This window comes from Klebsiella sp. GW_Kp181 (assembly GCF_040062315.1).
Taxonomy (GTDB): Bacteria; Pseudomonadota; Gammaproteobacteria; order Enterobacterales; family Enterobacteriaceae; genus Klebsiella; species Klebsiella oxytoca.
Genome location: NZ_JBEAFR010000003.1, coordinates 1 through 25,444, shown reverse-complemented (window position 1 = coordinate 25,444; position 25,444 = coordinate 1). Strand labels below are relative to the sequence as shown.

20 protein-coding genes and 1 pseudogene are annotated in these 25,444 nt (G+C 57.1%); 14 read left to right on the top strand and 7 right to left on the bottom strand.

Annotation, left to right across the window (positions count from 1 at the left end):
- Positions 1–4: 4 nt before the first annotated feature.
- Together ABLV11_RS03030 and ldcA are read right to left on the bottom strand one after the other, a co-directional pair.
- Entirely contained in the window at positions 5–1,738 is a 1,734-nt protein-coding gene (locus tag ABLV11_RS03030) for a potassium/proton antiporter (protein ID WP_004103240.1), read from the bottom strand.
- A gap of 92 nt (positions 1,739–1,830) precedes the next feature.
- The gene (gene ldcA / locus ABLV11_RS03025) at positions 1,831–2,745 is read right to left on the bottom strand and encodes a muramoyltetrapeptide carboxypeptidase (protein WP_348855174.1); all 915 of its coding nucleotides are present in this window, start codon (positions 2,743–2,745) and stop codon (positions 1,831–1,833) included.
- Between the two features lie 95 nt (positions 2,746–2,840).
- Between ldcA and emtA the strand changes: the two genes are divergently transcribed.
- The gene (emtA, locus tag ABLV11_RS03020) at positions 2,841–3,452 is read left to right on the top strand and encodes a membrane-bound lytic murein transglycosylase EmtA (RefSeq protein WP_016808276.1); all 612 of its coding nucleotides are present in this window, start codon (positions 2,841–2,843) and stop codon (positions 3,450–3,452) included.
- A gap of 103 nt (positions 3,453–3,555) precedes the next feature.
- Here emtA and ABLV11_RS03015 read toward each other — a convergent pair whose 3' ends face one another.
- Positions 3,556–5,277 carry an alpha,alpha-trehalase gene (locus ABLV11_RS03015; RefSeq protein WP_224330375.1) on the bottom strand — a complete coding sequence of 574 codons (1,722 nt, stop codon included), beginning with the start codon at positions 5,275–5,277 and terminating at the stop codon, positions 3,556–3,558.
- 508 nt (positions 5,278–5,785) lie between these two features.
- On the opposite strand from ABLV11_RS03015, the gene ABLV11_RS03010 reads away from it, so the two are divergent.
- From ABLV11_RS03010 to ABLV11_RS02980, 7 genes and pseudogenes are all read left to right on the top strand, one after another.
- On the top strand, positions 5,786–7,144 hold the full coding sequence (locus ABLV11_RS03010) for a glycoside-pentoside-hexuronide (GPH):cation symporter (RefSeq protein WP_049095248.1): 1,359 nt from the start codon (positions 5,786–5,788) through the stop codon (positions 7,142–7,144).
- A gap of 102 nt (positions 7,145–7,246) precedes the next feature.
- Complete coding sequence (locus ABLV11_RS03005) at positions 7,247–8,638, top strand: carbohydrate porin (protein ID WP_049121694.1); 1,392 nt, start codon at positions 7,247–7,249, stop codon at positions 8,636–8,638.
- 83 nt (positions 8,639–8,721) lie between these two features.
- A complete protein-coding gene (locus ABLV11_RS03000; protein WP_348855173.1) occupies positions 8,722–11,502 on the top strand; it encodes a glycoside hydrolase family 3 N-terminal domain-containing protein in 2,781 nt (926 codons plus the stop codon).
- Between the two features lie 274 nt (positions 11,503–11,776).
- Positions 11,777–13,215, top strand: a pseudogene (locus tag ABLV11_RS02995) (circularly permuted type 2 ATP-grasp protein).
- Positions 13,209–14,138 carry an alpha-E domain-containing protein gene (locus ABLV11_RS02990; RefSeq protein WP_004103215.1) on the top strand — a complete coding sequence of 310 codons (930 nt, stop codon included), beginning with the start codon at positions 13,209–13,211 and terminating at the stop codon, positions 14,136–14,138. Before ABLV11_RS02995 ends, ABLV11_RS02990 begins: the two are co-directional and overlap by 7 nt.
- On the top strand, positions 14,135–14,950 hold the full coding sequence (locus ABLV11_RS02985) for a transglutaminase family protein (RefSeq protein ID WP_004103213.1): 816 nt from the start codon (positions 14,135–14,137) through the stop codon (positions 14,948–14,950). The genes ABLV11_RS02990 and ABLV11_RS02985 overlap by 4 nt, the downstream gene beginning before the upstream one ends.
- Before the next feature lie 16 nt (positions 14,951–14,966).
- The gene (locus ABLV11_RS02980; protein ID WP_004103211.1) at positions 14,967–15,719 is read left to right on the top strand and encodes a proteasome-type protease; all 753 of its coding nucleotides are present in this window, start codon (positions 14,967–14,969) and stop codon (positions 15,717–15,719) included.
- On the opposite strand, the gene ABLV11_RS02975 is transcribed toward ABLV11_RS02980, so the two are convergent.
- Positions 15,704–16,471: a helix-turn-helix transcriptional regulator gene (locus ABLV11_RS02975; protein ID WP_134882817.1), complete on the bottom strand. Its 768-nt coding sequence runs from the start codon at positions 16,469–16,471 to the stop codon at positions 15,704–15,706. The two genes, ABLV11_RS02980 and ABLV11_RS02975, sit on opposite strands and share 16 nt — an antisense overlap.
- Before the next feature lie 94 nt (positions 16,472–16,565).
- Here ABLV11_RS02975 and ABLV11_RS02970 point away from each other — a divergent pair, with 94 nt between their 5' ends.
- The 3 genes from ABLV11_RS02970 (at position 16,566) to ABLV11_RS02960 (ending at position 19,587) form a co-directional block, all read left to right on the top strand.
- A complete protein-coding gene (locus tag ABLV11_RS02970; protein ID WP_134882816.1) occupies positions 16,566–17,705 on the top strand; it encodes a multidrug effflux MFS transporter in 1,140 nt (379 codons plus the stop codon).
- A gap of 105 nt (positions 17,706–17,810) precedes the next feature.
- The gene (locus ABLV11_RS02965) at positions 17,811–18,794 is read left to right on the top strand and encodes a fatty acid desaturase (protein WP_348855170.1); all 984 of its coding nucleotides are present in this window, start codon (positions 17,811–17,813) and stop codon (positions 18,792–18,794) included.
- Positions 18,787–19,587, top strand: a complete 801-nt coding sequence (locus tag ABLV11_RS02960; RefSeq protein ID WP_064370046.1) for a PhnD/SsuA/transferrin family substrate-binding protein — start codon at positions 18,787–18,789, stop codon at positions 19,585–19,587. The genes ABLV11_RS02965 and ABLV11_RS02960 overlap by 8 nt, the downstream gene beginning before the upstream one ends.
- Before the next feature lie 193 nt (positions 19,588–19,780).
- Here ABLV11_RS02960 and ABLV11_RS02955 read toward each other — a convergent pair whose 3' ends face one another.
- Both ABLV11_RS02955 and ABLV11_RS02950 read right to left on the bottom strand, forming a co-directional pair.
- Complete coding sequence (locus tag ABLV11_RS02955; RefSeq protein ID WP_004103197.1) at positions 19,781–20,467, bottom strand: RluA family pseudouridine synthase; 687 nt, start codon at positions 20,465–20,467, stop codon at positions 19,781–19,783.
- Positions 20,468–20,526: 59 nt separating this feature from the next.
- The gene (locus tag ABLV11_RS02950) at positions 20,527–21,420 is read right to left on the bottom strand and encodes a LysR substrate-binding domain-containing protein (protein WP_004103196.1); all 894 of its coding nucleotides are present in this window, start codon (positions 21,418–21,420) and stop codon (positions 20,527–20,529) included.
- A 315-nt stretch (positions 21,421–21,735) separates the two neighbouring features.
- Here ABLV11_RS02950 and pckA point away from each other — a divergent pair, with 315 nt between their 5' ends.
- Both pckA and ABLV11_RS02940 read left to right on the top strand, forming a co-directional pair.
- A complete protein-coding gene (pckA, locus tag ABLV11_RS02945; protein ID WP_126489260.1) occupies positions 21,736–23,376 on the top strand; it encodes a phosphoenolpyruvate carboxykinase (ATP) in 1,641 nt (546 codons plus the stop codon).
- A 232-nt stretch (positions 23,377–23,608) separates the two neighbouring features.
- The gene (locus ABLV11_RS02940) at positions 23,609–24,103 is read left to right on the top strand and encodes a hypothetical protein (protein ID WP_004103192.1); all 495 of its coding nucleotides are present in this window, start codon (positions 23,609–23,611) and stop codon (positions 24,101–24,103) included.
- A gap of 77 nt (positions 24,104–24,180) precedes the next feature.
- Here ABLV11_RS02940 and ABLV11_RS02935 read toward each other — a convergent pair whose 3' ends face one another.
- Positions 24,181–24,708 (bottom strand): lipocalin family protein, encoded by a 528-nt coding sequence (locus ABLV11_RS02935; RefSeq protein WP_105890428.1) that lies wholly within the window; start codon positions 24,706–24,708, stop codon positions 24,181–24,183.
- A 213-nt stretch (positions 24,709–24,921) separates the two neighbouring features.
- Here ABLV11_RS02935 and uraH point away from each other — a divergent pair, with 213 nt between their 5' ends.
- Positions 24,922–25,332, top strand: a complete 411-nt coding sequence (gene uraH, locus ABLV11_RS02930) for a hydroxyisourate hydrolase (RefSeq protein WP_016808859.1) — start codon at positions 24,922–24,924, stop codon at positions 25,330–25,332.
- Positions 25,333–25,444 lie beyond the last annotated feature (112 nt).

The window sequence follows — 25,444 nt, the reverse complement described above, 5'->3', positions numbered from 1 at the left end:
CGGATCACTCCGCCTCATCTTCCGCCATCCGTACGCCAACCCGCAGAACGTGATCCTCTTCTTTTTCCGCCACCGTCCACACCATGCCGGCAAATTCCACCTGGTCGCCGACAACCGGGGCTGCGCCTAACAGGTGCTGTATGACGTCACCCAGCGACTGCTGACGATCGCGAAACTCTTCTCCCCCGTCAATGCCGTAAATCTGCGCCACGTCGGCGAACCTGGCGCTGGCATCGAGAATAAAATCACCGAAGAAGCGCTGATCGAGCGCCACCGGCGGCGACTGGCTGAACAGTTTACCCAGCGCGGGTAAATCGCGTTCGCGGCCAATCACGCAGAGAATATCGCCTTCCAGCAGGCGGGTGCTGCCGGTGGGGTGCAGCAGAGCGTTATCGCGGAATAGCGCGGCAATCCGCGTTTCCGGCGGCATATGCAGGTCGCGCAGCGCCGCGCCGACGCACCATTTCTCCGCGCTCAACTGATAGACAAACTGCTCCCACGGATTTTCCGGATGGATATCCAGCCCGACGCGTGAGATGGGCGATCCGACCGGTGGCACCACTACTTTGGCTTTTTTGGCCGCCCAGGAGAGCGACGTACCCTGTAAAAGCAGCGAGACCAGCACCACGAAGAAAGCCACGTTAAAGAACAGGCGCGCATTCTCCAGGCCCGCCATCATCGGAAAGACGGCGAGAATAATCGGCACCGCGCCGCGCAGACCCACCCAGCTGATAAATATGCGCTCGCGCAGGTTAAAGCCGCGGAACGGCAGCAGGCCGGCGAATACCGACAGCGGACGGGCGATGAAAATCATCCACATCGACAGAATGAGCGCCGGGATGGCGATGGGCCACAGGTCTGACGGCGTGACCAGCAGGCCGAGCACCAGGAACATGGCGATCTGCGCCAGCCACGCCAGCCCGTCAAAGTTTTGCAGAATGCCGTGGCGGTTGCGAATCGGCCGGTTGCCCAGCAGGAAGCCGCACAGGTAGACCGCGAGGATGCCGCTGCCGTCCAGCGAGGTGGTGGCGGCGAAAATCATGATCCCGCCGCTCAGCGCCAGCAGCGGGTAAAGCCCGGCGGGCAGCACAATGCGGTTAATCATCTGTAACAGCAGATAGCCGCCGCCGAGACCGATGGCGATACCTAAGCCAAACTGCTGCACGATATGCACCAGGAACATCCAGCTCAGGCCGGTTTCATGCTGCTGAATCATCTCGATAAGCGTAATGGTCAGGAACACGGCCATCGGGTCGTTGCTGCCGGATTCAATTTCCAGCGTTGAGCCGACGCGTTCGTTTAGCCCTTTTCCGCCGAGCAGTGAGAACACCGCTGCGGCATCCGTCGAGCCGACAATCGCGCCGATCAGCATGCCTTCAATCAGGTCGAGTTTAAACAGCCAGGCCGCCATGAGTCCGGTCAGGGCCGAGGTAATTAACACCCCGACCGTGGCAAGCGACAGCGCGGGCCAAAGCGCTACGCGAAAGGAGCTGGCCTGGGTGCGCATCCCGCCGTCAAGCAGAATGACCGCCAGCGCCAGGTTACTTACCATGTAGGCGAAAGGGTAGTTGTCAAACGGAATGCCGCCGATACCGTCAATACCCGCCAGCATCCCAATGGCTAAGAAGATAACCAGAATCGGGATGCCGAGGCGTGAGGAAAAGGAACTTAATAAGATGCTACAGGTTACTAAAACAGAACCCAGGATAAACAGACTGATGACCGCAGCGGCGTCCAATGTTGACGTACTCCTTACCGGCGTGAAGATAAATTAAAAACTACACCATTTTAACAATCCGACACCGATCAGGATATGCGTTAGAGGAATTTTTATTCTGTCAGTACCGGGTGGCCGCTGATGCTCAACGTCGTGGCAGAGGCGTTGTTGACCAGCAATGCTCTGGCGCCAAGCGGTAGGGTGACCGTGCGCTGCTCGTGGCCAAAATCCAGGCCGCTGATGACCGGAATGTTAAGCTGCTGGCGAAGGTAGTCGTATACCATCGGCAGATCGTATCCGGCATCGTAGTCGTTGGCGACAGCGCCGGTAAAGCTGCCGAGGATAATTGCCCGCTGGCGCGCCAGAATACCGCTATTAAGCAGTTGCAAGAGCATACGCTCAACGCGGAAGGGATGCTCGTTAATATCCTCCACAACCAGAACCCCGTCGCTAATCTTCGGCATCCACGGGGTACCGATAAGCGAGGTCAGCATCGCCAGGTTGCCGCCCCATAGCGTGCCGCTGGCGCGACAGTCGGGCCCCTCGCCGTGCCATTCAAGCGTAAACGCCGGGTTGCGCAGGGCCTGCCAGAAATGGTGTTCGGTAAATTCATTAAGCGCTTCGGCGCCAAAGTTTCCCGCCAGCATCGGCCCGCTAAAAGTGATTATGCTACCCTTTGCCAGCAGGCCCATCTGGATGGCGGTGAAATCGCTGTGGCCGCAAATGAGCAGCGGATCCTGCTGCTGACGGGCAATGAGCCCCTGCCAGTCAATTTGCGGCAGCAGGCGAGTCGCGCCGTAGCCGCCGCGTACCGCCAGCACGATACGGTTTTTGCCGTCGAGGGCGGCGAGCTGGTTAATATCGGCAAGGCGATGGTTCTCAGTCCCGGCAAAACGCAGTGCCCGGCGGGGAATGACTTCCTGATGCGCCACCTGATGCCCGGCCTCCTGCAGACGTTGCACGCCGCGATTCGCCGCTTCCTGGTTGATGCAATAGCCGGAGGGGGCGATGAGATAAAACTGAGACATGACAATTCCTTGCTAAGAATGAAAGGGTTATCATGCCGCCTGGAGCATTTATTGTCATCTCCGTGCGGCAAACTTCAGCCAATAAGGATAGATGTGTGAAATTGAGATGGTGTGTTTTTTTATTTGTATTGTTGGCCGGTTGTAGTTCAAAACACGATTATCGTAACCCGCCGTGGAATCCGGAAGTCCCGGTTAAGCGGGCGATGCAGTGGATGCCAATCAGCGAAAAAGCCGGCGCGGCGTGGGGCGTTGATCCCCAGCTGATTACCGCCATTATCGCCATTGAATCCGGCGGCAACCCGACGGTGGTCAGCAAATCCGGCGCGGTTGGCCTGATGCAGCTGAAACCCTCAACGTCCGGGCGCGATGTTTACCGGCGGATGGGCTGGAGCGGCGATCCTTCGGTGAGCGAACTGAAAAATCCCGAGCGTAATATTTCTATGGGGGCGGCCTACCTTAGCATTCTCGAGAACGGTCCGCTGGCGGGGATTAAAGATCCGCAGGTAATGCGCTATGCGGTGGTGGTTTCCTACGCCAACGGCGCGGGCGCGCTGCTGCGCACCTTCTCGTCTAATCGCCAGGATGCGATTGAGGAGATTAACGATATGGACGCCGATGATTTCTTTGAGCACGTGGTGAAGAAACATCCGGCACCGCAGGCCCCGCGCTATATCTGGAAGCTGCAGAAAGCGCTGGACGCCATGTAACGGGCGCTCCCCACTGGCTTAGCTTGCCGGGGGTCATCAGCCCAGCCGATTCAGGGACAGTAAAGTGAGAAAGACGCGCGGCGGAGTTCCGCCGCGCGAAGGTTCACTGCGCGGCTTTTTTCTCCTCAACCGCAGCAGGCTGATGCGCGGCAGGCTGCGCCGAGCCGATATCGTCATTCGCTGCCGGGCGCGCGGTAGGCACGGAATCGCACGGCTTCTCTTTCGGGCACACCAGGTCCAGCATCTTCAGCGTGACGCCGTTGGTCCAGCCAAAGCCGTCCTGTAGCGGATACTCGCCGCCTCCGCCGCCGGTTCCCGTCGAACTGACATCATATTTTTCCACCAGCTTCTGTTTGCTGTCGTAAGTGTGCTGGACGTTGCTCAGGAAACGCCAGCTTACCTCCATCGCGATTTTTTGCTGGCCATATTTTTGCAAACCCTCCGCCGCGACCCACTGCAGCGGCGCCCAGCCGTTGGGGGCGTCCCACTGCTGGCCGCTATTCACCGTGGTGGTGGTCAGGCCGCCGGGCTTAAGTAGCCGCGTTTCGGTGGCGGCGGCGACTTTCGCAGCGCGTTCGCTGGAGGCGGCGTTAACGTACAGCGGGAACAGCGCCGCGGCGGTCAGCTGATTGCGCACCTTATGACTTTTAAGATCGTAATCGGCGTACCAGCCCTCTTTATCATTCCACAGGTAGTTTTCCAGCGCTTTCTGGCGGGCATTGGCTAACGCGTCATACTTCGCGGCTTTGGTCGAGTCTCCCGCCGCTTTGCTGGCGCGAGCAATGGCTTTTTCCATATGGAACATCAGCGAGTTCAAATCGACCGGAACAATAGAGGTGGTACGTATAGTGCCGAGCTGCTGCGGGTTATCCATCCAGCGTGAGCTAAAGTCCCAGCCGGATGCCGCGGCAGAGCGCAGATCGCGGTAGATTTCAGTCGCCGGACGATTGGGGTTATTTTTGGCGGTGGTCACATCGTCCAGCCAGGATTCCGGGCGCGGCGTGTCGTTATCATCCCAGTAGCGGTTGAGCAGCGCGCCGTCGGCCATGCGCACCACGCGCTTACTGGCACTGCCGGGCTGAAGCGCCTCAGCGCCATCCATCCAGTACTGGTACTCTTTCTCCATCTGCGGCAGCCATTTCTTGAGTGCCTCGTCGCCATCATGGGTGGCCAGCAGTTCAACCATAAACGGGAAGAATGGCGGCTGCGAACGGCTCAGATAGTAGGTGCGGTTGCCGTTGGGAATATGACCCCAGGTGTCGATCTCGGCGGCAAAGTTGGTCACCATATCTTCGATTTTATCCCAGTGGCCGCTCTCAGCCAGGCCAAGCATGGTGAAGTAGCTATCCCAGTAATAGACTTCGCGAAAGCGTCCGCCGGGCACCACGTAAGGTTTTGGCAGCGGCAGCAGCGAATCCCATTTTTCTACTTCAACGGTACTGCGGGTCAGCACTGGCCAGAGTCCATTGATATGCTGGCGCAGGGTTTGCCCTTTTGGCGGAACGTACTGGTCGTTTTCCTGAGGCAGGGTAAAGTTAAGCTCGACAAAGTGCCGCAAATCAAAGCTGGTCTGATTTTTCTGCATCCGATAATCGGCAAGGATCATCAGCGGGTCGCCGTTAGGGATGGCGTCAGCGAACGTTTTCTGGTCAGAGAAAAGTTTGGCGCTTTGCACGTCGTTAAACAGCGGTCCGAGCAGGATATCGGGCGATTGCGGGGTAGGGCGGGTCTCTTCAGCCTGAGCCGTCAGCGTCGCCAGAGCGACAAATGCGCCCCCGAGCGCCAGACGAAGGGTTGCGGGGCGACGGGAAACCGGACTCGTCATAAATTGTTCTCCTTATCATTGCAGACTATGTGCCACTGCATTCGGCTATCAGAAAACCTTAGACGAATATCCGCCGCTGCGCGTGTCCGAGGTAACATTTTAAGTGAAAACAGAGTATTTACCGGGCATCGCTCTGTTCCGCGCCGACAAAATATTGGCGATTAAAACAGTGCTGTCTTGTATGGTACTTCGGGGGGCGCTGAATATCTGGTAATTGATAAAAAACATAATCCGTGAATAAGAAAAATAAATAGACAAGCGGCATGGTATTCCTATATGGCATTTTTATCGGCTCATCCCTGTCGCCTGAAAAAAGTTAGCGAAGTATTAAAACATGTGATCTGCCAAACAAAAAACCGGGTTCTAATACCATTGAAGGCTGACAGGATCACATAAATAAAAAAACATAAATAATTAATAAAAAAACATAATGGTATCTGTAGGAGGGAAAAGTAAAAAATGCAGACGTTACAGAAACCGGTTTCATTTTTTCGTAAAGGAGTGATGTATGTCTGCTGGCGACAAAATTTCTGTCAGAGAAAAAGTAGGTTACAGCCTGGGGGACGCAGCGAGCCATATTGTATTTGACTCCTCCGTTGCCATCTTAGCCTACTTCTATACCGATATTTATGGTCTACCGCCCGCCGTGATGGGGACGATGTTTTTGCTGGTTCGTCTGCTGGATGCGATTACCGATCCGATTATGGGGGCGATTGCGGATGCCACCTCAACCCGCTGGGGGCGCTTTCGTCCTTGGCTGCTGGCGATATGCGTCCCCTTTGCGGTGAGCTGCGTGCTGGTTTACTCCATACCGTCTTTCTCCGACTCGGGGAAAGTGGTTTATGCGGTTGCGGCATATATATTTATGACGTTGATGTACACCGCCATTAATATTCCTTACTGCTCGCTGGGCGCGGCGCTGACTTCCGATCCGCGTGAAAGCCTCTCTCTGCAATCCTGGCGTTTTGCCATCACGCCGATTGGCGGCGCGCTGGGTACCGCGTTTATTTTACCGCTGGCTGATCTTCTTTATCCGGGCGATCGGGCGACGGGTATTCAGGTCTCCATGGCGATATTTGGCGTTATAGGCTGCCTGATGTTTGTCGTCTGTTTCGCGACCACTAAAGAGCGCGTTCAGCCGATTAAAGAAGAAAATCTGAATATTGCCCGCGATGTTAAAATTCTTTTCCGCAACGATCAGTGGCGTATTCTCTCCGTTTACAACTTTATGATGCTGGTTGCCGTGGTGATTCGCGGCGGGGCGGTGGTATATTACGTCAATAGCGTGCTGAATAAAGGTGCGGACGTTATTACACTATTCATGCTCGGCGGGATGTTTGCCTCCATGCTGGGTTCGGTGCTGGCAAAACCGTTTGGTACGCGTTTCTGTAAGGTCAGACTCTCTTTCTGGATTAATCTCGTCACCGCTGCGCTGGGGGTCGTGTGCTTTATTGTACCGGTGCAGTATTGGCTTCTGGTGCTTGGGGTCCATATTCTGATCTCCATTATTCAGGGCGGTAACGGCGCGCTGCAGTGGTCGATGATTACCGATGTGAACAACTACGGCGAATGGAAAACCCAGCGGCGTATTACCGGTATGAACGTTGCGGCCAATATCTTTGTGATAAAACTGGGCGTCGCCGTCGGTGGGGCGATCCTTGGCTGGATATTAGCCTATTACCATTACGCCGCTAACACCACGGTACAGCCGGCTTCCGCCGTACAGGGGGTGGTGCTGTTATTCACGCTGGTACCTTCTGTTTTTTATGTTCTTACCGCAGTCTCTATTAAATTCTATGGCTTAACTGAAAATAGAATGAACGGCATCGTTGATGATTTGAAAAACGGAACTTTTGCTGAATCCTGATTAAACACTAAAAAAGTGCAAGGGCTATCTGATTTATTGCCTCCGGATAGCCCGGTGGTATCCGGGATGACATATACAATAACGTAATTAGGGATGTTAAAAATGAAAGTGAAATATATCGCTCTGGTTATGAGTGCCGTATTTTCTGGCGGTCTGCTGGCCGCCCAAAATAATAACTCTGTGGATATTGAAAAACGGTTAGCACAGCTTGAACAGCGTTTAATTAACGCTGAACAGCGGGCCGCCGATGCGGAAGCGAAAATTCAGACGCTAACCCAGCAGCAGAACGTGGCGGCGAAAAATGCGCCAACCGTGAAGGTCGAGTCTGCGGAGCCCGTCGCACCGGGCGCGGCGCCAACGAAACTGACGCTCTCTGGCTATGGGGATATCAAGTTTTACGGCGATGTCGAATTCAACATGGACGGCGCCAGCAGCAGCGGTAGCCTGACTTCGGTAAGAACCACGGCGAATAAGGACTGGGCGCCGGGCAATAACGAACGCTGGGACATCAACGGCCGTCTGCTGTTAGGGTTTGACGGTATGCGCAAAATGGATAACGGTCAATTCGCCGGATTTTCCGTCCAGCCGCTGGCCGACCTCAATGGCAAAATGAATCTTGATGATGCGGTTTTCTTCTTTGGTCAGGAGAACGACTGGAAGGTGAAAGTCGGTCGTTTCGAAGCCTACGATATGTTCCCGCTGAATCAGGATACGTTTGTCGAATATTCCGGCAACACGGCTAACGACCTTTATAGCGATGGCTACGGCTATATTTACATGATGAAGGAAGGGCGCGGTCGTAGCAGCAGCGGTGGCAACTTCCTGGTGAGTAAAACCATCGATAACTGGTATTTCGAACTCAATACCCTGCTGGAAAACGGCAGCACGCTGTTCCAGGATTCGCAGTACCACGGCACAGATCTCGAAAATGAGAAAAATGTGGCCTATCTACGCCCGGTTATTGCCTGGAACAGCGGACGCTTCTCCACCGCCATCGCCATGGAAAGTAACGTCGTTAATAACGCCTATGGCTATCACGATGCCAAAGGGCAGTGGGTCGACCAGTCCGGCCGCACCGGCTATGGCTATACGATGACGTGGAACGGGCAGAAAACCGATCCGCTGGACGGCGTGGTGACCAACCTTAACGTCGCTTATATGGATGCCGAAGACGAAACCGACTTTACCGCAGGCGTTAACTCCCTGTGGCACGGTTTTGAGCTTGGCTACATTTACGCGCATAACAAGATTGAACGCTTTAATACCGCCAGCTTTATCGCTAACTGCGACGATAACTGCTGGATCTCCGATCCGGGAAAATATGATATCCACACCATCCATGCGTCGTATCTGTTCCCGAACGTTATGAATATGAAGAACTTCAACATCTATCTTGGCGCCTACGCCTCCTGGATTGAATCCAGCCCTGACCACGGCGACGGTCAGGAAGACTCCCGCTACGGCGGCCGTCTTCGCTTCAAATATTTCTTCTGATCAAAGCAGAGCCCGCATTGCGCGGGCTCTGGTCATGATGCCATTACGCCTCCTGCGGAGGCTCGAGTTAACAGGACAACACCATGTATGACAGTAAAGCGGGGACCCCGCTGGAAGGGTTTGCCGAATTTGCCGCCGCCGCCGCTGCCGAGGGCGCGGTGCTGCTGAGAAACGATCGCGGCATGCTGCCGCTTGACGCTCAGCAGTCGGTTTCGTTATTTGGCCGTACGCAAATTGACTACTATCGTAGCGGTACCGGCTCGGGCGGGGCGGTAAACGTGGTGAGCCGAACCACCTTGTTGCAGGCCATGCGCGCGCGCAGCGGGGGGAAGCTCAATGCGCAGCTGGCCGCGCTTTACGAGAGCTGGACGCAACAGCATCCTTTTGACAACGGCGGCGGAGGCTGGGCGGCTGAGCCCTGGTATCAGCAGGAGATTCCGCTGAGCGATGAGCAGATTCGTCAGGCCCGCGCCGTCTCGACCCAGGCGGTGATTGTCCTTGGCCGTACCGCTGGTGAAGATCAGGATAACGCGGATGTTGAAGGCGGATACCGGCTCACGGCCGATGAAATGATGCTGCTACATCAGGTCTGCCGCGAGTTTGACGATGTGGCGGTCGTGCTGAATACCGCCGGGCTTATCGATCTCGCATGGGCCGACGATCCGCTGCTGCGTACTCGCATTCGCGCGCTGCTGTACGTGTGGCACGGCGGCGCCGACGGGGCGCAGGCGGCTGCTTCGCTTCTCTATGGTGAGGTAACGCCATCCGGCAAGCTGGTGGGCAGCATCGTCAAATCGCTGGATGACCATCCGGCATCGCCCTGCTGGGGAGCGGAAGCGCAAAACCTCTATCAGGAGGATATCTACGTCGGCTATCGCTACTTTGAAACCTTTTGTCCCCAGCGTTTGCAGTTTCCTTTTGGGTTTGGTCTCTCCTATACCCGCTTCACCCTGCAATCGGCGCGGGCGGAAGCCTTTGACGACCAGATCCAGACGACCGTCACCGTAACCAACGACGGCGCGCGTTTTGCGGGCAAAGAAGTCGTCCAGATTTACCTTCAGGCGCCGCAGGGCGCGCTCGGGAAACCGGCCAGGGCGTTGGTGGCCTTCGCCAAAACCTGCCTGCTGCAGCCGGGTGAAAGTGAAACCTTAAGGTTATCGATTCCGCTGGAGCGTTTTGCCTCCCTCGACGATAGCGGGGCTACCGGGCATCCCCATTGCTACGTGATGGAACCCGGACTGTATCGTTTATTGATCGGTAACAGCGTGCGCGATCTGCAACCTTTGCCGGTAGACGGAGAGGCGGGGTACACGCAGAAGACTCTGCGGATCCTCTCTCGTCATCAGCAGGTGCTGGCGCCAACGGTACCTTTCGTGCGCATTAGGCCCGCTGGCGATGGCGGCGATGGGCGCTACCAGATCGAATGGGAAGAAGTGCCGCGGCGGAAGATCAACCTGCGCTCGCGTATTGAGGAGCGCCTGCCAGAGAGCATCACTCTCACCGGCAACCAGGGGCTTACCCTCAGCGACGTTGCGGAAGGGCGCGCGACGATGAACGCTTTTGTTGCTCAGCTGTCGGTGGAGGAGCTGGCCTGTCTGGTGCGCGGGGAGGGCATGTGCAGCTACAAAGTCACCCCCGGCGTCGCGTCGGCCTTTGGCGGAGTGGCGGACAGCCTGCTGGAAAAAGGCATTCCGCTGGCGTGTGCCGCCGACGGGCCTTCCGGTATTCGCATGGATAACGGCGCAAAGGCCACTCTGCTGCCCAGCGGTACGCTGCTGGCCTCCAGCTGGGACCCGATACTCGTGGAGCGTTTATACGTGATGGAGGGCAAGGAGCTGCTGCGCAACGGTATCGACCTGCTGCTGGGGCCGGGGATGAACATCCAGCGCCATCCGCTCAACGGGCGCAATTTTGAATATTTTTCCGAAGATCCGCTTATCACCGGGATGATGGCGGCGGCGGTGGTGCGCGGCATTCGCAGCGGCGGCGGCGTGGCGACGCTTAAGCACTTTGCCTGTAATAATCAGGAGTTTGCCAGAGCCACAGCGGACTCGGTAGTGTCGGAGCGCGCGCTGCGTGAAATCTACCTGAAAGGCTTTGAGTACGCGGTGAAATCCGCCGGCGCCAGCGCGGTGATGACCGCCTACAACCCTGTCAACGGTTACCAGGCGGCCTCCAGCTACGATCTCACCACCACCGTACTGCGCGAAGAGTGGGGCTTTCGCGGGATCGTCATGACCGACTGGTGGGCAACGATGAACGATCCCATCGATGGCGGCGCGGCGAGCACCCACAACACCGCGGCGATGATCCGCGCGCAGAACGATCTCTATATGGTGGTCAATAATAACGGCGCGGAGGTTAACGCTGCCGGTGATAACACCCTGGCGGCGCTGGCAAAAGGGGAACTCACGCTCGGGGAGCTTCAGCGCTGCGCGATAAACATCCTCGATTTTATGCTGCAGACTCAGGCCTTTAAGCGTGGGGAGGCGCCCCGGGCGAATGTGGTTCACCTGGCGGCAGAACCGGCCTGCGCCGCCGGCTGCGAGGGGGCAATTAAAATCGCCGAGCAGTCGCGTTTGCGCTATGACGAGGACCTGGTGCTGAGCGTTGAACAGGCGGCAGTCTACGATGTGCTGGTCAGCGTGTACGCCGACGGCGCGCCGCTGGCGCAAACCGCCGGCAATCTGCTGCTCAATGACCAGTTCGTGGCAACGATACACACCCACGGCACGCTCGGCCGGGAAATGGTGCAGAAGCTGTGTCGGGTTGCGCTACAGCCGGGGAGATACCGCGTGGGGTTTGACGTTATCAAGCCGGGTCTGGTGGTGGAGTGGCTGGAGCTGAGGCGCGTTAACGACTAACCGTGGCAGACGTTCAGGTCGCGTGCGGCCTCTTCGCGAGCCGTTATCTGGCGACGGATGCGCGCTATCGACCCGCCCGTTAACGCGGGAGCGAACGCCCCAATTTGGTGCGATTCTGGCTGACGGCAGAGCCTGAACAAGCATAATAACGGGTTGTTTTTTATTCAGATAAGCGCGGCGTTACGCTATGCCGCTGCGCTGTGCTACCTGGCATAATTAATGCTTATCTCTCCCGGGGATGACCTCAAAGTGAGTACAACCGGAGGAGACGACCATGATAAAAATAACGCTTCCTGACGGGCATTATTATGATGAGATGCTTACCGCACAGGGAGAGCAGCGTCAGCACTATAACGCCTGGTGGCAATGGTTTCGCAGTACCGATCAATTCTCTATCCGGCAGAAAAAAGAGCAGGCGGAGCTGCTCTTTCACCGCATCGGCATCACTTTTAACGTCTACGGCGAAGACGAGGGGACCGAACGTCTGATCCCTTTCGACAGCGTGCCGCGCATTATCCCCGCCGGCGAGTGGCAGCGAATCGACCGCGGCATCCGCCAGCGGGTGAAAGCGCTCAACGCCTTTCTTTACGATATTTACCACGATCAAAATATCCTGCGCGCGGGACTGATCCCGGCCGAACAGGTGCTGGCGAATGAACAGTATCAGCCCTGTATGCAGGGAATAAATTTACCCAATAACACCTATGCTCATATCACCGGGGTTGATATGGTGCGCAACAGCGACGGCCAGTATTACGTGCTGGAGGATAATCTCCGCACCCCCTCCGGCGTATCCTACATGCTGGAAAACCGCAAAATGATGATGCGGCTCTACCCCGAAATGTTCGAACAGCATCGTATTGCGCCGGTAGAACGCTACCCCAGCTATCTGCTGCAAACGCTGCGCGAAAGCTCGCCCGTGGACGACCCGTGCGTGGTGGTGATGACCCCAGGGCGGTTTAACAGCGCCTATTTTGAACACAGCTTTCTGGCCCAGCAGATGGGCGTTGAGCTGGTGGAGAGCGCGGATCTGTTTATTAAAACCGGGGCGGTGTATATGCGCACCACCGAGGGGCCGCGGCGCGTGGACGTCATATACCGGCGGATCGACGATGCGTATCTCAACCGCTGGCCTTTCGCGCCGACTCTATGCTGGGCGTGCCGGGGCTGCTGTCGGTGTACCGCGCCGGAGGCGTGGTGCTGGCGAATGCCATCGGCACCGGCGTCGCCGACGATAAATCGATCTACCCCTTCGTGCCGGAGATGATCCGTTTCTACCTGGGCGAGCAACCGATCCTCAGCAATATTCCCACCTGGCAATGCCGCAAAGCGGAAGATCTCAGCTACGTGCTGAGCCATCTTGAGCTGATGGTCGTGAAGGAGGTTCACGGCGCGGGCGGCTACGGCATGCTGGTCGGTCCGCGCTCGACCAAAGAGGAGCGCGATGCGTTTCGTCAGCGTCTGCTGGCAAACCCGGCCAACTATATCGCCCAGGACACCCTGGCGCTGTCAACCTGCCCGACCTTTATAGAAGAGGGGCTGGCGCCGCGCCATATCGATCTCCGGCCCTTTGTCCTTTCCGGTCAGGAGATCCGCCTGGTTCCCGGCGGCCTGACGCGGGTGGCGCTAACCGAAGGCTCGCTGGTGGTGAACTCGTCGCAGGGCGGCGGCACCAAGGATACCTGGGTGATGGAGGAGGACGAATCATGTTAAGCCGCACAGCGAGTGAACTCTTCTGGATGGCGCGCTATCTTGAGCGCGCGGAAAGCTATGCCCGGGTGCTGGACGTGACCTGGAAGCTGTCGATGATCCCCCGCCACAGCCAGCAGTCGCGGGATTTAGCCTTGCCGCTAAATCTATCGCTGACCCATGAGCTGTTTCAGGCCCGGCACGCGCGTTTCACCATGAGCAACCTGCTTAATTTTTTCGCCCTCGACGGCAACAACCCGTACAGCATTTTTAGCTGCGTCGAGATGGCGTGGAACAACGCCCACGCGGTGCGCGGCAGCCTGTCGGCGGAAGTGTGGGAAAGCATCAACGCCACGCGTATTGAGCTGCGAAAACTGCGCCAGCAGGGGATCGGCGAGCTGGGCAACGACGCCTTCTTTGAGTGGGTAAAAGAGCGGGTTCATCTGTTTCGCGGGGCGATTCTCGGCACGCTGCTGCGTAACGACGCTCTGAGCTTTATCGGTATCGGGACGCTGATCGAACGGGCATCCGCCACCGCCCAGCTGCTGCTGATTAAGGATCAGCAGTTAAACAGCGATCCCGATCCGGTCCGCGAGTATTACCGGCTGGATACGCTGCTTAACGCGGTCAGCGCACGCGAGGCCTATAACAGCATCTACCGCCAGCCGGTCAGCCGCGAAACGGTGATGGAGCTGCTGATCCTGCGCAACGATGTGCCGAGATCGCTGCGAGCGAGCATTTCCGACCTCGTCGGGCAGCTGGAGCAGATTGCCAACGATCGTTCGCACCTGCCGCTGCGCCTGGCGCACCAGCTTAACGTCGACCTGCGTTTTAGCACCCGCGACGATCTGGCGCAGGCTGATTTGCAGGTCACCCTTAATGCACTGCTGGCGCGGATTAACGCGCTTTCCGACAGCATCAGACAAACCTATCTGGAGGCGTTATGAAACTGGTAATCGATCACCTGACCCGCTACGGCTACGATGAAGAAGTGAAGTTTTCAACCCAGTACCTGCGCCTGACGCCGCGCAGCAGCGGTCGGCAGAAGATCACCGCCTGGACATTAACCCTGCCGGACGGTTCCGCCGTCGCCACCACCGACGCGTGGGGCAACGTGCTGCACGTGCTGACGCTGGATAATCCGCATAAAGAGATTACCATCCGCGCCAGCGGGATCGTCGATATCGTGGAAGAGGGGGAAGAGATTGGCGCGGAGCCGCAGGAGCTGCTGTCGCCACTGGTTTTCTTGCGCTGTACCCCGCTTACCCGCGCTGACGGCCCGATCCGCGAATTTGCCCAGCGCTGGTATCAGCCGGAGGCTCAGGAAGCGAGCCTGAACCGGTTAATGGCCGAGCTGCTGCTGAGAATGCCCTATTCGCCGGGTGCCACGCAGGTACAGGACTCGGCCGCCGACGCGTTCGCGCGATCGAAAGGGGTTTGCCAGGATCACACCCATGTGTTTCTCGCCTGCTGCCGGGCGCTGGCGATCCCGGCGCGCTACGTCAGCGGCTATGTCTACAGCGATAACGCCGAGCATGTCGCTATGCACGCCTGGGCTGAAGTATGGCTGAACGATCGCTGGCAGCCGTTTGATATCACGAACAATACCCGCCGTCTGAATCAGCATTTGCGGCTGGCGACCGGGCTGGACTATCTTGATGCGTGTCCGGTGCGCGGTACCCGCCTCGGCGGCGGCGGAGAAATTTTGTTAACTAACGCTGAGGTGCGCGAGCATTCACAACAGGCGCAGCAGCAATAACCGCAGGAATGAAACGATGACCTATTGCGTGGCCATGTGTTTGTCAGATGGACTGGTGTTTGCCTCAGACTCCCGCACCAACGCGGGAGTGGACCATATTGCAACGTTTAAAAAACTGCACGTTTTCCATCAGGATGGCGAACGCGTCATGGTCCTGCAGTCTGCGGGTAACCTGGCCACGACTCAGAGCGTGATTAGCCTGCTCAGCGCCCGCATTCGTACCCAGCAGGAGCCGAATCTGATGCAGGTGACTTCGTTATACGACGCGGCGATGCTGATCGGCAAAACGTTGCAGGAGGTGATTCAACGCGACGCCAGCAATCAGCAGAACTGCGGCAATACCAACTTCAACTGTAACCTGCTGCTCGGCGGGCAGATCGCCGGGGAAACGCACCGGCTGTTCCATATCTATCCGGAAGGCAACTTTATTGAAGCCACGCGCGACACGCCCTATTTCCAGATTGGCGAGAGTAAATACGGCAAACCGATCATCGACCGGGTCCTGACCATCGATACCCCCCTTGAGCAGGCGATGTGCTGCGCGCTGATCTCGATCGACTCTACCTTGCGCAGCAATCTTTCGGTGGGACTGCCGCTGGACACGCTGCTCTACCGCAGCGGTAGCCTGAGCAGCGCCGGGCAGCATCGGATCACCGAGAACGATCCCTATTTCAATACCATTCGCAAAGCCTGGTCCGAGGGGTTACAAAGCACCTTCCTGCAGCTGCCGCCGTTCACGCCGGGCGGCCAGGATCAGGGGGCGAAATAGCGTCCCGGCGTCATGCCGGTCATGGTGCGGAAAAAGTAGATAAAGGCGCTATCGCTGGCGAAATCAAGCGCCATCGCGGTATCGGTAATCCGCTGCCCGGTAGCCAGCATCTCAACTGCCTTCATTAATCGCCACTGCTGACGCCACTGCTGGTAGGACATACCGGTATCGCGGCGGAACAGGCGGCTGATGGTTTTTTCGCTGGCGCCGCAGCGGGCTGCGAGCGTCCCAAGCGCCGGCGGTAGCGCATCGCCGGAAAGCTGCGCCAGCCGTTTATCCTGCGGCAGCGCCAGCATCATCGGCTCCTGGGCGGCGGCGCGAATTTCCGCCTGGCACAGGGCCGCGAGATGCCGCGCCGGCTCGGTTTCCCAGTCGGTATCCCAGGGGCTGGCGCTGATACGCTCTAAGAGTTCGCGCAGCAGCGGCACCACGTTGAGTATCGCCGCCTGCGTTGGCAATTGAGGGTAACGCTGCGGCTGAAACCAGACTGAACGATAATCGACAATATTTTTCATCTCCGCGCGATGGCTGATACCGGCCGGGATCCAGGCGGCGCGTCCCGGCGGAAGCAGGCACAGCAGCGTGCCATCGTCGAGCGTCAAACGTACGCATCCCTGACGGGTAAACAGGATCTGCGCCATCTTATGCTGGTGGCTGCCGGAGTCATGGTTACCCAGCGCCGACTGCACGCCAATCAGGCTTTTTGTTAACGCATCCGGATTGAATGCCGCATCAGCGTCAAGCCAGGCCATAATGTCTGATTTCCGATATTTAAAGTCATTATGTTTATAATGTTCGAAAAACGGCTTACCTACAATAGCGCCTCTTGTTTATCAGGAGGTAGATATGTTGGGACGTGCCGCGCTGGTACTGGTTACCGCGCTACTGATGTTTCCGCAAATAGCGGAAACGATTTATAGCCCGGCGCTGACCGATATCAGCGCCCGGTTTTCCGTGAGCGCCGCGCAGGCGGCGCAAACGCTCTCCGTATATTTTATCGGTTTTGCCGTCGGCGTTCTGTTGTGGGGCGGATTCAGCGATCGCTACGGCCGGCGTCCGGCCCTGCTGGCGGGGTTAGGTGTCTACGCGACGGGGTGCCTGCTGGCGCTGTGGGCCAGCGATTTTTCGCTGCTGCTGGTGGCGCGGATCGTCACGGCCGCTGGCGCGGCAACCGGCTCAGTGGTGACGCAGACGGTTCTGCGGGACTGCTATAGCGGGCGGCAGCTGGCGGGGATTTTTTCGTTTATCGGCCTGGCGCTGGCGGTGAGCCCGGCCATCGGGGTCTATATCGGCGGCGGGTTGACCGCCATCTGGGGTATGCGCGGTGTGTTCAGCGCGCTGGCGATTTTTGCCGCCGCGCTCCTGCTGGGCTGCCTGTGGTTGATGCCGGAAACGCGCCCGCATAACCTCAGGGGAGGGTCGTTTCTTGACGTGCTGAGGCGGATGGCGGGCGACAGGCGTATCGCTCTGGCGGCAATTCTGGTGGCGGCATTTAACATCAGCCTGTTCAGCTACTACAGTCTGGCTCCCTTTCTGTTCGCCAGATTCGATCTCGATGCCCTGGCCTTTGGCTACAGCGGCGTGGCGCTTGCCGCTGGTTCGCTGTTCGGCGCGCTGCTTAACCGCCGTCTGCTGCGTCAGAATGTCCCGCTGGGGCAAATGCTCGCGATCGCCTGCATCCTCCACCTGGCGGGCGCTGCCGCCGTGTACGTGCTGCGGGAATCGCTGTGGTTTGTGGCGCCGGTCGCGCTGGTCACCCTCGCGTATGCGATGGCGATCCCGTTAGTGCTGGGATCGGCGCTGAGCGCCTATGGCGACTGTCGGGGCACCGCCGGCGCCATTTTCGGCTTGTTTTATTATCTTCTGATAGGCGCCGGTCTGCTGGCGGTCGGATGGGGGCAATCGCTGGGCGCATCGCTGCTGCTGTGCGCTGGGGTAAGCCTCATCGCCGGGTGGCGCTATATGCACTCGCTCAACGACGCATAAGGCCGATTTCTGGCAAAGCTTAGTGATTTAATTTCTTTGTTATTTAACGCGTTATCTCACATCTTCGGGGGAGCAAAACGATAACGCGAAAAGGTAGCTTCAGGAATGGCAAAAAGCAGATCGGCCTATTTGCATCCGCAGCAGCGCGAGCGGATTCAGCAGTTGTCCCGCAGCTGGCTGTGGCGCAGCGAACTGCCGACCTGGCTACTGATTTTTGCGATCTACGGCGGCTGGTTTGCCTCGCTGGCCTGGTGGCGCGCGCTGGGGCTGTTCCCGGCCACGCTGCTGCTGGTCTGGTTCACCGCCTGGTATATGTCACTGCAGCACGAGCTCATTCACGGCCATCCCACTTCGCGGCCGTGGTTTAATCAACTGCTGGGGACCCTGCCGCTGGCGGTCTGGTACCCCTATGGTCTGTATCGCGACTCGCACCTGGCGCACCATAATCATCATCTGCTGACGCAGCCGGTTGACGATCCGGAATCCTACTATTTTACGCCGCAGAGCTGGCAGCATTTTGCCCCCTGGCAGCGCAGTCTTATTCATCTGCGCAATACGTTTATCGGCAGGCTGCTGGTAGCGCCGCTGCTGGATATTGCCCAGACGCTCAGCTGCGCGCTGACGGCGCTGCGTCTTCGGCGGGTGAAGACGCTAGCGATGTGGCTGGTTCACGGCCTGCTGCTGGCGGCGCTGTTCGCGTGGATGCATCACCTTGACTTTTCGCCGCTCTATTTCGTGCTGGCTGTCAGCTATCCTGCGCTGGCGTTAACCAAAGTGCGCTCTTTTCTTGAGCACCGCGCCGCGGACGATCCGCTGGCCCGTTCGGTGATTAACGAGGCGGGGCTGGTCTGGCGGGTGCTGTTCCTCAATCTCAACTACCATTCAGTGCATCACGATTTGCAGGGCGTACCGTGGTACGGGCTGCGAAAAATCTATCTGCATAATCAGGCGGAGTATCAGCGGCGCAACGCCGGGTTTGTGGTGCGCGGCTACGGTGAATGGCTGCGGCATTTTTTTGCCAGACCGGTGACGGTGAATGCGCATCCCGGGTTCAACCAGCAGGGTAAGGCGGATGAAGAGCATGAGTGAAAGGCTGGCGTTTCCGATGTACGCGGTGAATGACGAGGATACTCAGGCGCTCTGGTGGGCGGTGCGGCAGCTGCTGGCGGCTCGCGGCGTGGTGGATGAGGATGGGCTGTCATATACGGTACCTGAGGATCTGCTGGCGCACTGGCGCCATCCGGCGCTGCTGTTGAGCCAGACCTGCGGTTATCCGCTGGTGACGCTGTTGGCGAACGTGCAAACGGTCGGCTGTTTTCACTATTCGGCGCCCGGATGCGAAGGGCGGAACTACCGCAGCCTGCTGGTGGCGCGTGAAGCGGACGGAGGGAAGTCGCTGGCAGATTTTCACGGGCGTCGGGTCGCGTGCAATTCGCCGGATTCCCAGTCCGGCTATAACGTGCTGTTAAAAATGATCGCGCCGCTGTCGCGCGATGGGCGTTTCTTCTCAACGGTCGCGTTTAGCGGCAGCCATCGCCAGTCGCTGCGTGAACTTCAGCAGGGGACGGCGGATATTGCCGCCATTGATTGCGTGACCTGGGCGCTGCTGCAGCGTCATCAGCCGGAGGCGCTGGCGGGGCTGACGGTGATTGCCCATAGCCCGCTGGCCCCGGGGCTACCGCTGATTACGTCGGCGACGACGCCCGCGGCGACGCTGGAGTTGCTCAGAGAGGCATTGCAGCAGCTGGTGAGCGATGAACGCTACCAGCCGCTTTGCGAAGCGCTGTTTATCTGCGGCTACAGCGATATGCGGCGCGCGGACTATCAGCCGCTGCTGGCGTGGCGTGAAGAGGCCGCGGCCAGAGGCGTTGTGCGGCTATAGTTGGCAATTGCCCCGGGCCGCGGCGCAAGCGCCTTGCCCGGGCTACCCGATCGCAGGCGGCTGTGAACCCGTAGCCCGGTCAGCACAGCGCCACCGGGAAGCAAGTCGCAGCGCGGTCAGCGAGTCGAATTCAGGCGTTGACGTCAATTGGCGTAGGGGAGCGTCGGCCCAGCGGGCTGGCGAGCGAAGCGAGTTAAAACGCGCTCGGGCTGACGGCGTCGATCCTCTCTCCGCTAACCGGATGCACGAAATGCAGTTCGCTGGCGTGCAGCATCAGGCGCGGTGCCTGTTCTGTTCCCGGAAGCGCCATGCCGCCGTACAGATCGCAGCCCAGAATAGGGTGGCCAAGGTGCTGGCAGTGAATACGCAACTGATGGGTGCGGCCGGTTTCCGGCGTCAGCTGGACTCGCGTTACCGGCACTTGACCTTGATAGCGCAGGCGCTCCACGACCCGATAGCCGGAGCGGGCAGGTTTGCCGTGGCGCGGGCAAATCGTCATCAGCGGAAACAGCGCCGGATCTTTGGCTATCGGAGCGTCAACGGTTCCTTCATCATCCGCCAGATGCCCGCACAGCAGCGCGCTGTAGACTTTGCTCACCGCACGCTGGCTGAACTGCTGGCAGAGCGCGGCGTTGATGGCCTTGTTGCGCGCAATCACCATCAGCCCGGAGGTGCCGAAATCAAGACGATGCGCCAGCGTGCAGCCGGGAAACTGTTGTACCAGTCGATAATGTACCGAGTCGAGATTCAGGGGATTTTTCCCCGACAGGCTCAGCAGGCCTGAGGGTTTATCGATCAGCAGCAGATGGTCATCCTGGTAGAGGATATCGATTTCAGCGTGGCACGGCGGGGCGATAAAGGTATCGATAACGGTAGACATCAGGCTGCACGGAGAGAGAGTGGAGGCGGATAATAGCGTATTATTCGCCTTCACGCGAGCTATGCGGTGACGGTACTCATGGCCTTAATATGCTGCCAGAAACGTTCGGCGGACTGGTTGAGCCGCGCACCGGAGCGATAAATATAGGCGCCGATCGGCAAGGACAGGCTCTCATCCATTATCGTCAGGCGGCCTTCCTCGAGCTCGCGCTTGATAGAGTATTGCGGCAGCCAGCCCACGCCGTCGCCGTTGAGGATCATACGTTTTAACAGCTCGCTCATTGAGGAGACAAAGGTCAGCGAGAAGGTAATTTCCGGCTTGCGGTCGATCACCTGATTCACCTGTCGTCCCATATAGCTGTCGTTGGCGTATTTCATCAGCGGCAGCACCCCGCGATGCAAATTAAAAAGCGGTCTGCCGTGCTTATCGCAGGGAGAAACGAGGTGCAGCGCTGAGTCGAAAATTTTATGATTGATAAACGGATAGTTCATCAGCTCTTCATTATAAAACGACAGGATAAAATCACTTTTGCCTTCTTTAAGATTAAATACGGCATCGTTGACATTAATCGATTCAACATGAAAAGTTTTATTCTTCCGGTCGGTATAACCGGCGATAATTTCTGGCAGTAATAAAACGGAAAGCGACGGCGCGGCGTCGATTCTTATTTTCTGCGTGGTGTTGTTCAGCCCTTTAATTCGGCTGATCTGGAAGTCCATGTCGTCGAGCATATTTCGTGCGTAGCCAACGAAAATCTTCCCTCGGTTGGTCAGCTGCAGCGGGTTTGCCGAACGGTCGAAGATGCTGAAGCCCAGCGAAGACTCGAGCGCCTGAATGCGGCGGCTGAAGGAGGACTGCGAAATATTGCGGCTTTTGGCCGCGAGCGTAAAGCTTCTGGCTTCCTCAAGGGCAATCACATCGTAAAGCCATTTTACTTCAAGATTCGCCAGCACCGATCCATTCCTCATTCCTGCAATAAATGCTATGCAATTTTAGCATAACGCATAGAAACTATGCAATTAACATACTTACCTACAGGTGTTAACATTTTTAGCAGAGTTAGCTTATGAGGTATACGTGCCAACGATATTTCTAAAGTACAGGCGAAACCCTACACGAGCACGATTTTAAATCGCCGGCTCTGGTCTGTTCATCCTGGTTATTTAATTGCACGATGGTTTTTTTATTAAAATAAATCCATCTGCTTAACTGACGGGTTGAAATAACCGAATAGCATCTTATCCAGCCAATAGTTTGTCAGGAGTGCCATGTCACGTATTGAATCAGTAAAAGACGCTCTTCTTGCGCTCGGAATTCAGGAAAGCAGCGAGCTGTTTTATAACCCCGATTACGACTTGCTGATTGCGCATGAAACCAGTGCAGAGCTCACCGGCGCGGCGCGCGGCGTCATGACCGAGTCCGGGGCCGTTGCCGTGGATACCGGGATCTTTACCGGACGCTCTCCGCGCGACAAATATATCGTCAGAGACGAGCTGACGCGTGACACCGTCTGGTGGTCCGATTCCGGCCTTGGCCGCAACGATAATAAGCCGTTATCCACGGAGATTTGGGCTGACCTGAAGACGCTGGTTGCCGGACAGCTGAGCGGCAAAAAATTGTATGTTGTCGATGCCTGGTGCGGCGCCAGTCCGGCAACGCGCCTGGGCGTCCGCTTCGTTACCGAAGTGGCCTGGCAGGCGCACTTCGTCAAAAACATGTTTATTGCGCCGAGCGCGGAAGAGCTGGCTGAATTTACGCCGGACTTCGTCGTCCTCAACGGCGCGGGCTGCACCAACGACAAATGGCAGGAACAAGGGCTGAATTCCGAGAACTTTGTCGCCTTTAACCTGAGCGAAAAAATTCAGCTGATCGGCGGCACCTGGTACGGCGGCGAAATGAAGAAGGGTCTCTTCTCGGTGATGAACTATCTGCTCCCGCAGCAGGGGATCGCCTCGATGCACTGTTCAGCTAACCGCGGCGAAGCGGGAGACGTGGCGCTCTTCTTTGGTCTGTCAGGCACCGGCAAAACCACGCTTTCCACCGACCCGCAGCGTCAGCTGATCGGCGATGACGAGCACGGCTGGGACGATGAAGGCGTGTTTAACTTCGAAGGCGGCTGCTATGCCAAGACCATTAATCTTGACCCGCATGCCGAACCGGAAATTTACGGCGCGATTCGTCGTAACGCGCTGCTGGAAAACGTGGTGGTCAGAGCCGATGGCAGCGTGGATTACGCCGACGGCAGTAAGACTGAAAATACCCGCGTTTCTTATCCGCTGTCGCATATTGACAACATCGTGAAACCGGTATCGCGCGCGGGCCATCCGTCGAAGGTCATTTTTCTTGCCGCCGATGCTTTTGGCGTGCTGCCGCCGGTATCCCGTCTGACAACCGAGCAGATGCAGTATCATTTCCTGTCGGGTTTTACCTCGAAGCTGGCCGGAACCGAACGCGGCATTACTCAGCCAACGCCAACCTTCTCCGCCTGCTATGGCGCGGCCTTCCTGCTGCTGCACCCTACGCAGTATGCCAGCGTTCTGGCAGCGAAAATGGCGGCATCGGGCGCCGAGGCCTGGCTGGTGAATACCGGCTGGAATGGAGAGGGCAAGCGCCTTTCACTACGCGATACGCGCAATATCATCAGCGCGATCTTAAACGGCACTACCGGTGAGCTGCGCGAGGAGACGGTCCCGGTGTTCGGTCTGTCTATTCCGCAAACCGTGCCAGGCGTGGATAGCGCGCTGCTTGACCCGCGTAGCGGCTGGTCTTCCGCCGACAAATGGCAGGAGAAGGCCGAAAGCCTGGCGCAGTTGTTTATGGATAACTTCAGGCAATATAGCGATACCGAAGCCGGCGCCCGCCTGGCGTTAGCCGGTCCGACGCTGACAAAATCAGCCGTTACGGCCTAAGGCATTTTTTCAGCGACCAACCCGGGCAGCCGCCCGGGTTTTTTACGTTAGCCATCGCCGGGTGAATGGCGCAGGAACTTGACTCTGCCTGTTTAGCGATTATAAATAAAGGGATGCAGGGCTCAGGATTGGGTCAAAATAACCTCATGGCATTATTGTTATGAGAATTATCCTGGTAACCCTGCTGCGATGATCCCTCGATACGCTGATATCGATAAATAAAGGAATGACTATGAAACTCTGGAGTAAAACGCTAATCGCTTCTGCCGTATGCTTATTTCTTGCCGGCTGTGATGATTCCTCAAAAGTTGATGCTAATCTGGATAAAGCAAAAGATAACGCCCAACAAATTAAAGAGGCGGCGTCCGATAAAGCCGACGCAATTAAGGATGAAGCTGATAAACACATTGATGCAATAAAAAAACAGGCGGCGGACGAGGCCAACAATCTCAGCAGCCAGGCCTCCAGCATCAAGGCGGAGGCGGATAAAAAAGCGGAAGCAATTGCTCAGCAGGCCCAGGCCCAGGCTGATGCCGTCAAGCAGGATGCCCGGCAGAAAAGCGACCAAATCGTGCAGGAAGCTGGCAAAATTAAAGACAGCGCGATTGTTGATGCCAATAACCTGGCCAACGATGCGGCGAATAAAACAAAAGAAATTAAAGAGAGTATCGCTCCCGCTAAAACCGCAGAAGATGCGGCCAATGCGAACCAGCAGACATCACACTGATTATTTTTCGCCCTCCGCCTTATGCCAACATTATCTTCAGCGCGTTGGTTCGCTGAAGATAATGTGGATTCAGCCTTTTATCTGTGGGTCACCCAGACGAGTTTATCGACCGGGAAGCCCAACTTCCGCGCAATGCTCACATACTCCTGCTTCACGGAGTCAGGGATGGTCGGCGTGCGCGACAGGATCCACAGATAGCCGCGATCGGGGCCGCTGACCAGTGCATATTGATACTGGTTATCCAGCGCGATCACGTTATAGCCACCGTAAAACGGGCCAAAAAAGGAGACTTTCAGCGCCGCAGTATCAGGAGCGCCGGTGAAATAAGCTTTACCCTCGCTCTCGTTCCATTTTTGTTTCTGCGGATCGTAACCACGGTTAACTACGCTAATGCCGCCATCGCTGCGTTGACCGTAGGTCGCGGTGACCTGCTCCAGGCCGCGTTCGAAACGATTTTCAAGGCGGGCAACTTCATACCATTTGCCCAGATACCGACTCGCGTCAAAGTCGCTTATGGGCTGGACACCTTTGGGTGGCGTGGGGGATTTACAGGCGACAAGGGTTAATGCGATAGCAACGCCAGTCAGAACAGGCCATATCTTCATGTGAAGTCCTTTTGTGAACGCAGGAACAGGAAGTATAGCGCAGGCTTATTCTTTTCCCGATCGTTGAGGTTATATTCAGAAAAATCTATCGCCCCCGGGACGAATAGCATTCTGCGCTTGTTTCCATAACCGCGTTTATCACGAAAAATTGAATATATTTTCACAGCGCAGCTGCTAACGTTTAATTGTTATTATCTGCAACAGGAAAACATTGTGAAAAAATTATCCGGTCTGGTTCTGTTATCTGCTATGTCTTTCATCCCCGCAGCGTTTAGTGCTCCCACCGGGACGCTCAGCGTACATATTCTCAATCAGCAAACCGGGCTGCCTTCCTCGGGCGTGACGGTGACCCTGGAAAAACAGCAGGCGAATAAATGGACCGAGCTTGCAAGCGGCGTAACCGACAACGATGGCCGAATTAAATCGCTGTATCCGGCAGAAGAGGATATGCAGCCGGGGATTTACAAAGTGACCTTCAAAACTGGCGATGACTTCAATAAGCAGAAACTGGCCTCATTTTTCCCGGAGATCCCGGTTCTCTTTACCGTGACGCGCACCAATGAAAAGCTGCATATTCCTTTGCTGCTCAGCCAGTATGGCTATTCCACCTATAAAGGCAGCTGATCGCTCGCAATAAACACGCTTTACCTCACGCCATAATAAACAAAAGCCTGCTTACAATGGACTGACCCCATAAAGTTGGACAGTTCATATTAAGCGGCTTTCAGGGCCTGGG

Excerpts from the sequence above, each read along its gene's own strand:
- pckA (WP_126489260.1), top strand. The coding sequence starts at position 21,736 with ATGTCACGTATTGAATCAGTAAAAGACGCTCTTCTTGCGCTCGGAATT.
- ABLV11_RS02965 (WP_348855170.1), top strand. The coding sequence starts at position 17,811 with ATGGCAAAAAGCAGATCGGCCTATTTGCATCCGCAGCAGCGCGAGCGG.
- ABLV11_RS02970 (WP_134882816.1), top strand. The coding sequence starts at position 16,566 with ATGTTGGGACGTGCCGCGCTGGTACTGGTTACCGCGCTACTGATGTTT.
- ABLV11_RS02985 (WP_004103213.1), top strand. The coding sequence starts at position 14,135 with ATGAAACTGGTAATCGATCACCTGACCCGCTACGGCTACGATGAAGAA.
- ABLV11_RS03000 (WP_348855173.1), top strand. The coding sequence starts at position 8,722 with ATGTATGACAGTAAAGCGGGGACCCCGCTGGAAGGGTTTGCCGAATTT.
- ABLV11_RS02935 (WP_105890428.1), bottom strand. The coding sequence starts at position 24,708 with ATGAAGATATGGCCTGTTCTGACTGGCGTTGCTATCGCATTAACCCTT.
- ABLV11_RS02975 (WP_134882817.1), bottom strand. The coding sequence starts at position 16,471 with ATGGCCTGGCTTGACGCTGATGCGGCATTCAATCCGGATGCGTTAACA.
- ldcA (WP_348855174.1), bottom strand. The coding sequence starts at position 2,745 with ATGTCTCAGTTTTATCTCATCGCCCCCTCCGGCTATTGCATCAACCAG.
- ABLV11_RS02955 (WP_004103197.1), bottom strand. The coding sequence starts at position 20,467 with ATGTCTACCGTTATCGATACCTTTATCGCCCCGCCGTGCCACGCTGAA.
- ABLV11_RS02960 (WP_064370046.1), top strand. The coding sequence starts at position 18,787 with ATGAGTGAAAGGCTGGCGTTTCCGATGTACGCGGTGAATGACGAGGAT.
- ABLV11_RS03010 (WP_049095248.1), top strand. The coding sequence starts at position 5,786 with ATGTCTGCTGGCGACAAAATTTCTGTCAGAGAAAAAGTAGGTTACAGC.
- ABLV11_RS03015 (WP_224330375.1), bottom strand. The coding sequence starts at position 5,277 with ATGACGAGTCCGGTTTCCCGTCGCCCCGCAACCCTTCGTCTGGCGCTC.
- ABLV11_RS02940 (WP_004103192.1), top strand. The coding sequence starts at position 23,609 with ATGAAACTCTGGAGTAAAACGCTAATCGCTTCTGCCGTATGCTTATTT.
- ABLV11_RS03005 (WP_049121694.1), top strand. The coding sequence starts at position 7,247 with ATGAAAGTGAAATATATCGCTCTGGTTATGAGTGCCGTATTTTCTGGC.
- ABLV11_RS02980 (WP_004103211.1), top strand. The coding sequence starts at position 14,967 with ATGACCTATTGCGTGGCCATGTGTTTGTCAGATGGACTGGTGTTTGCC.
- ABLV11_RS02990 (WP_004103215.1), top strand. The coding sequence starts at position 13,209 with ATGTTAAGCCGCACAGCGAGTGAACTCTTCTGGATGGCGCGCTATCTT.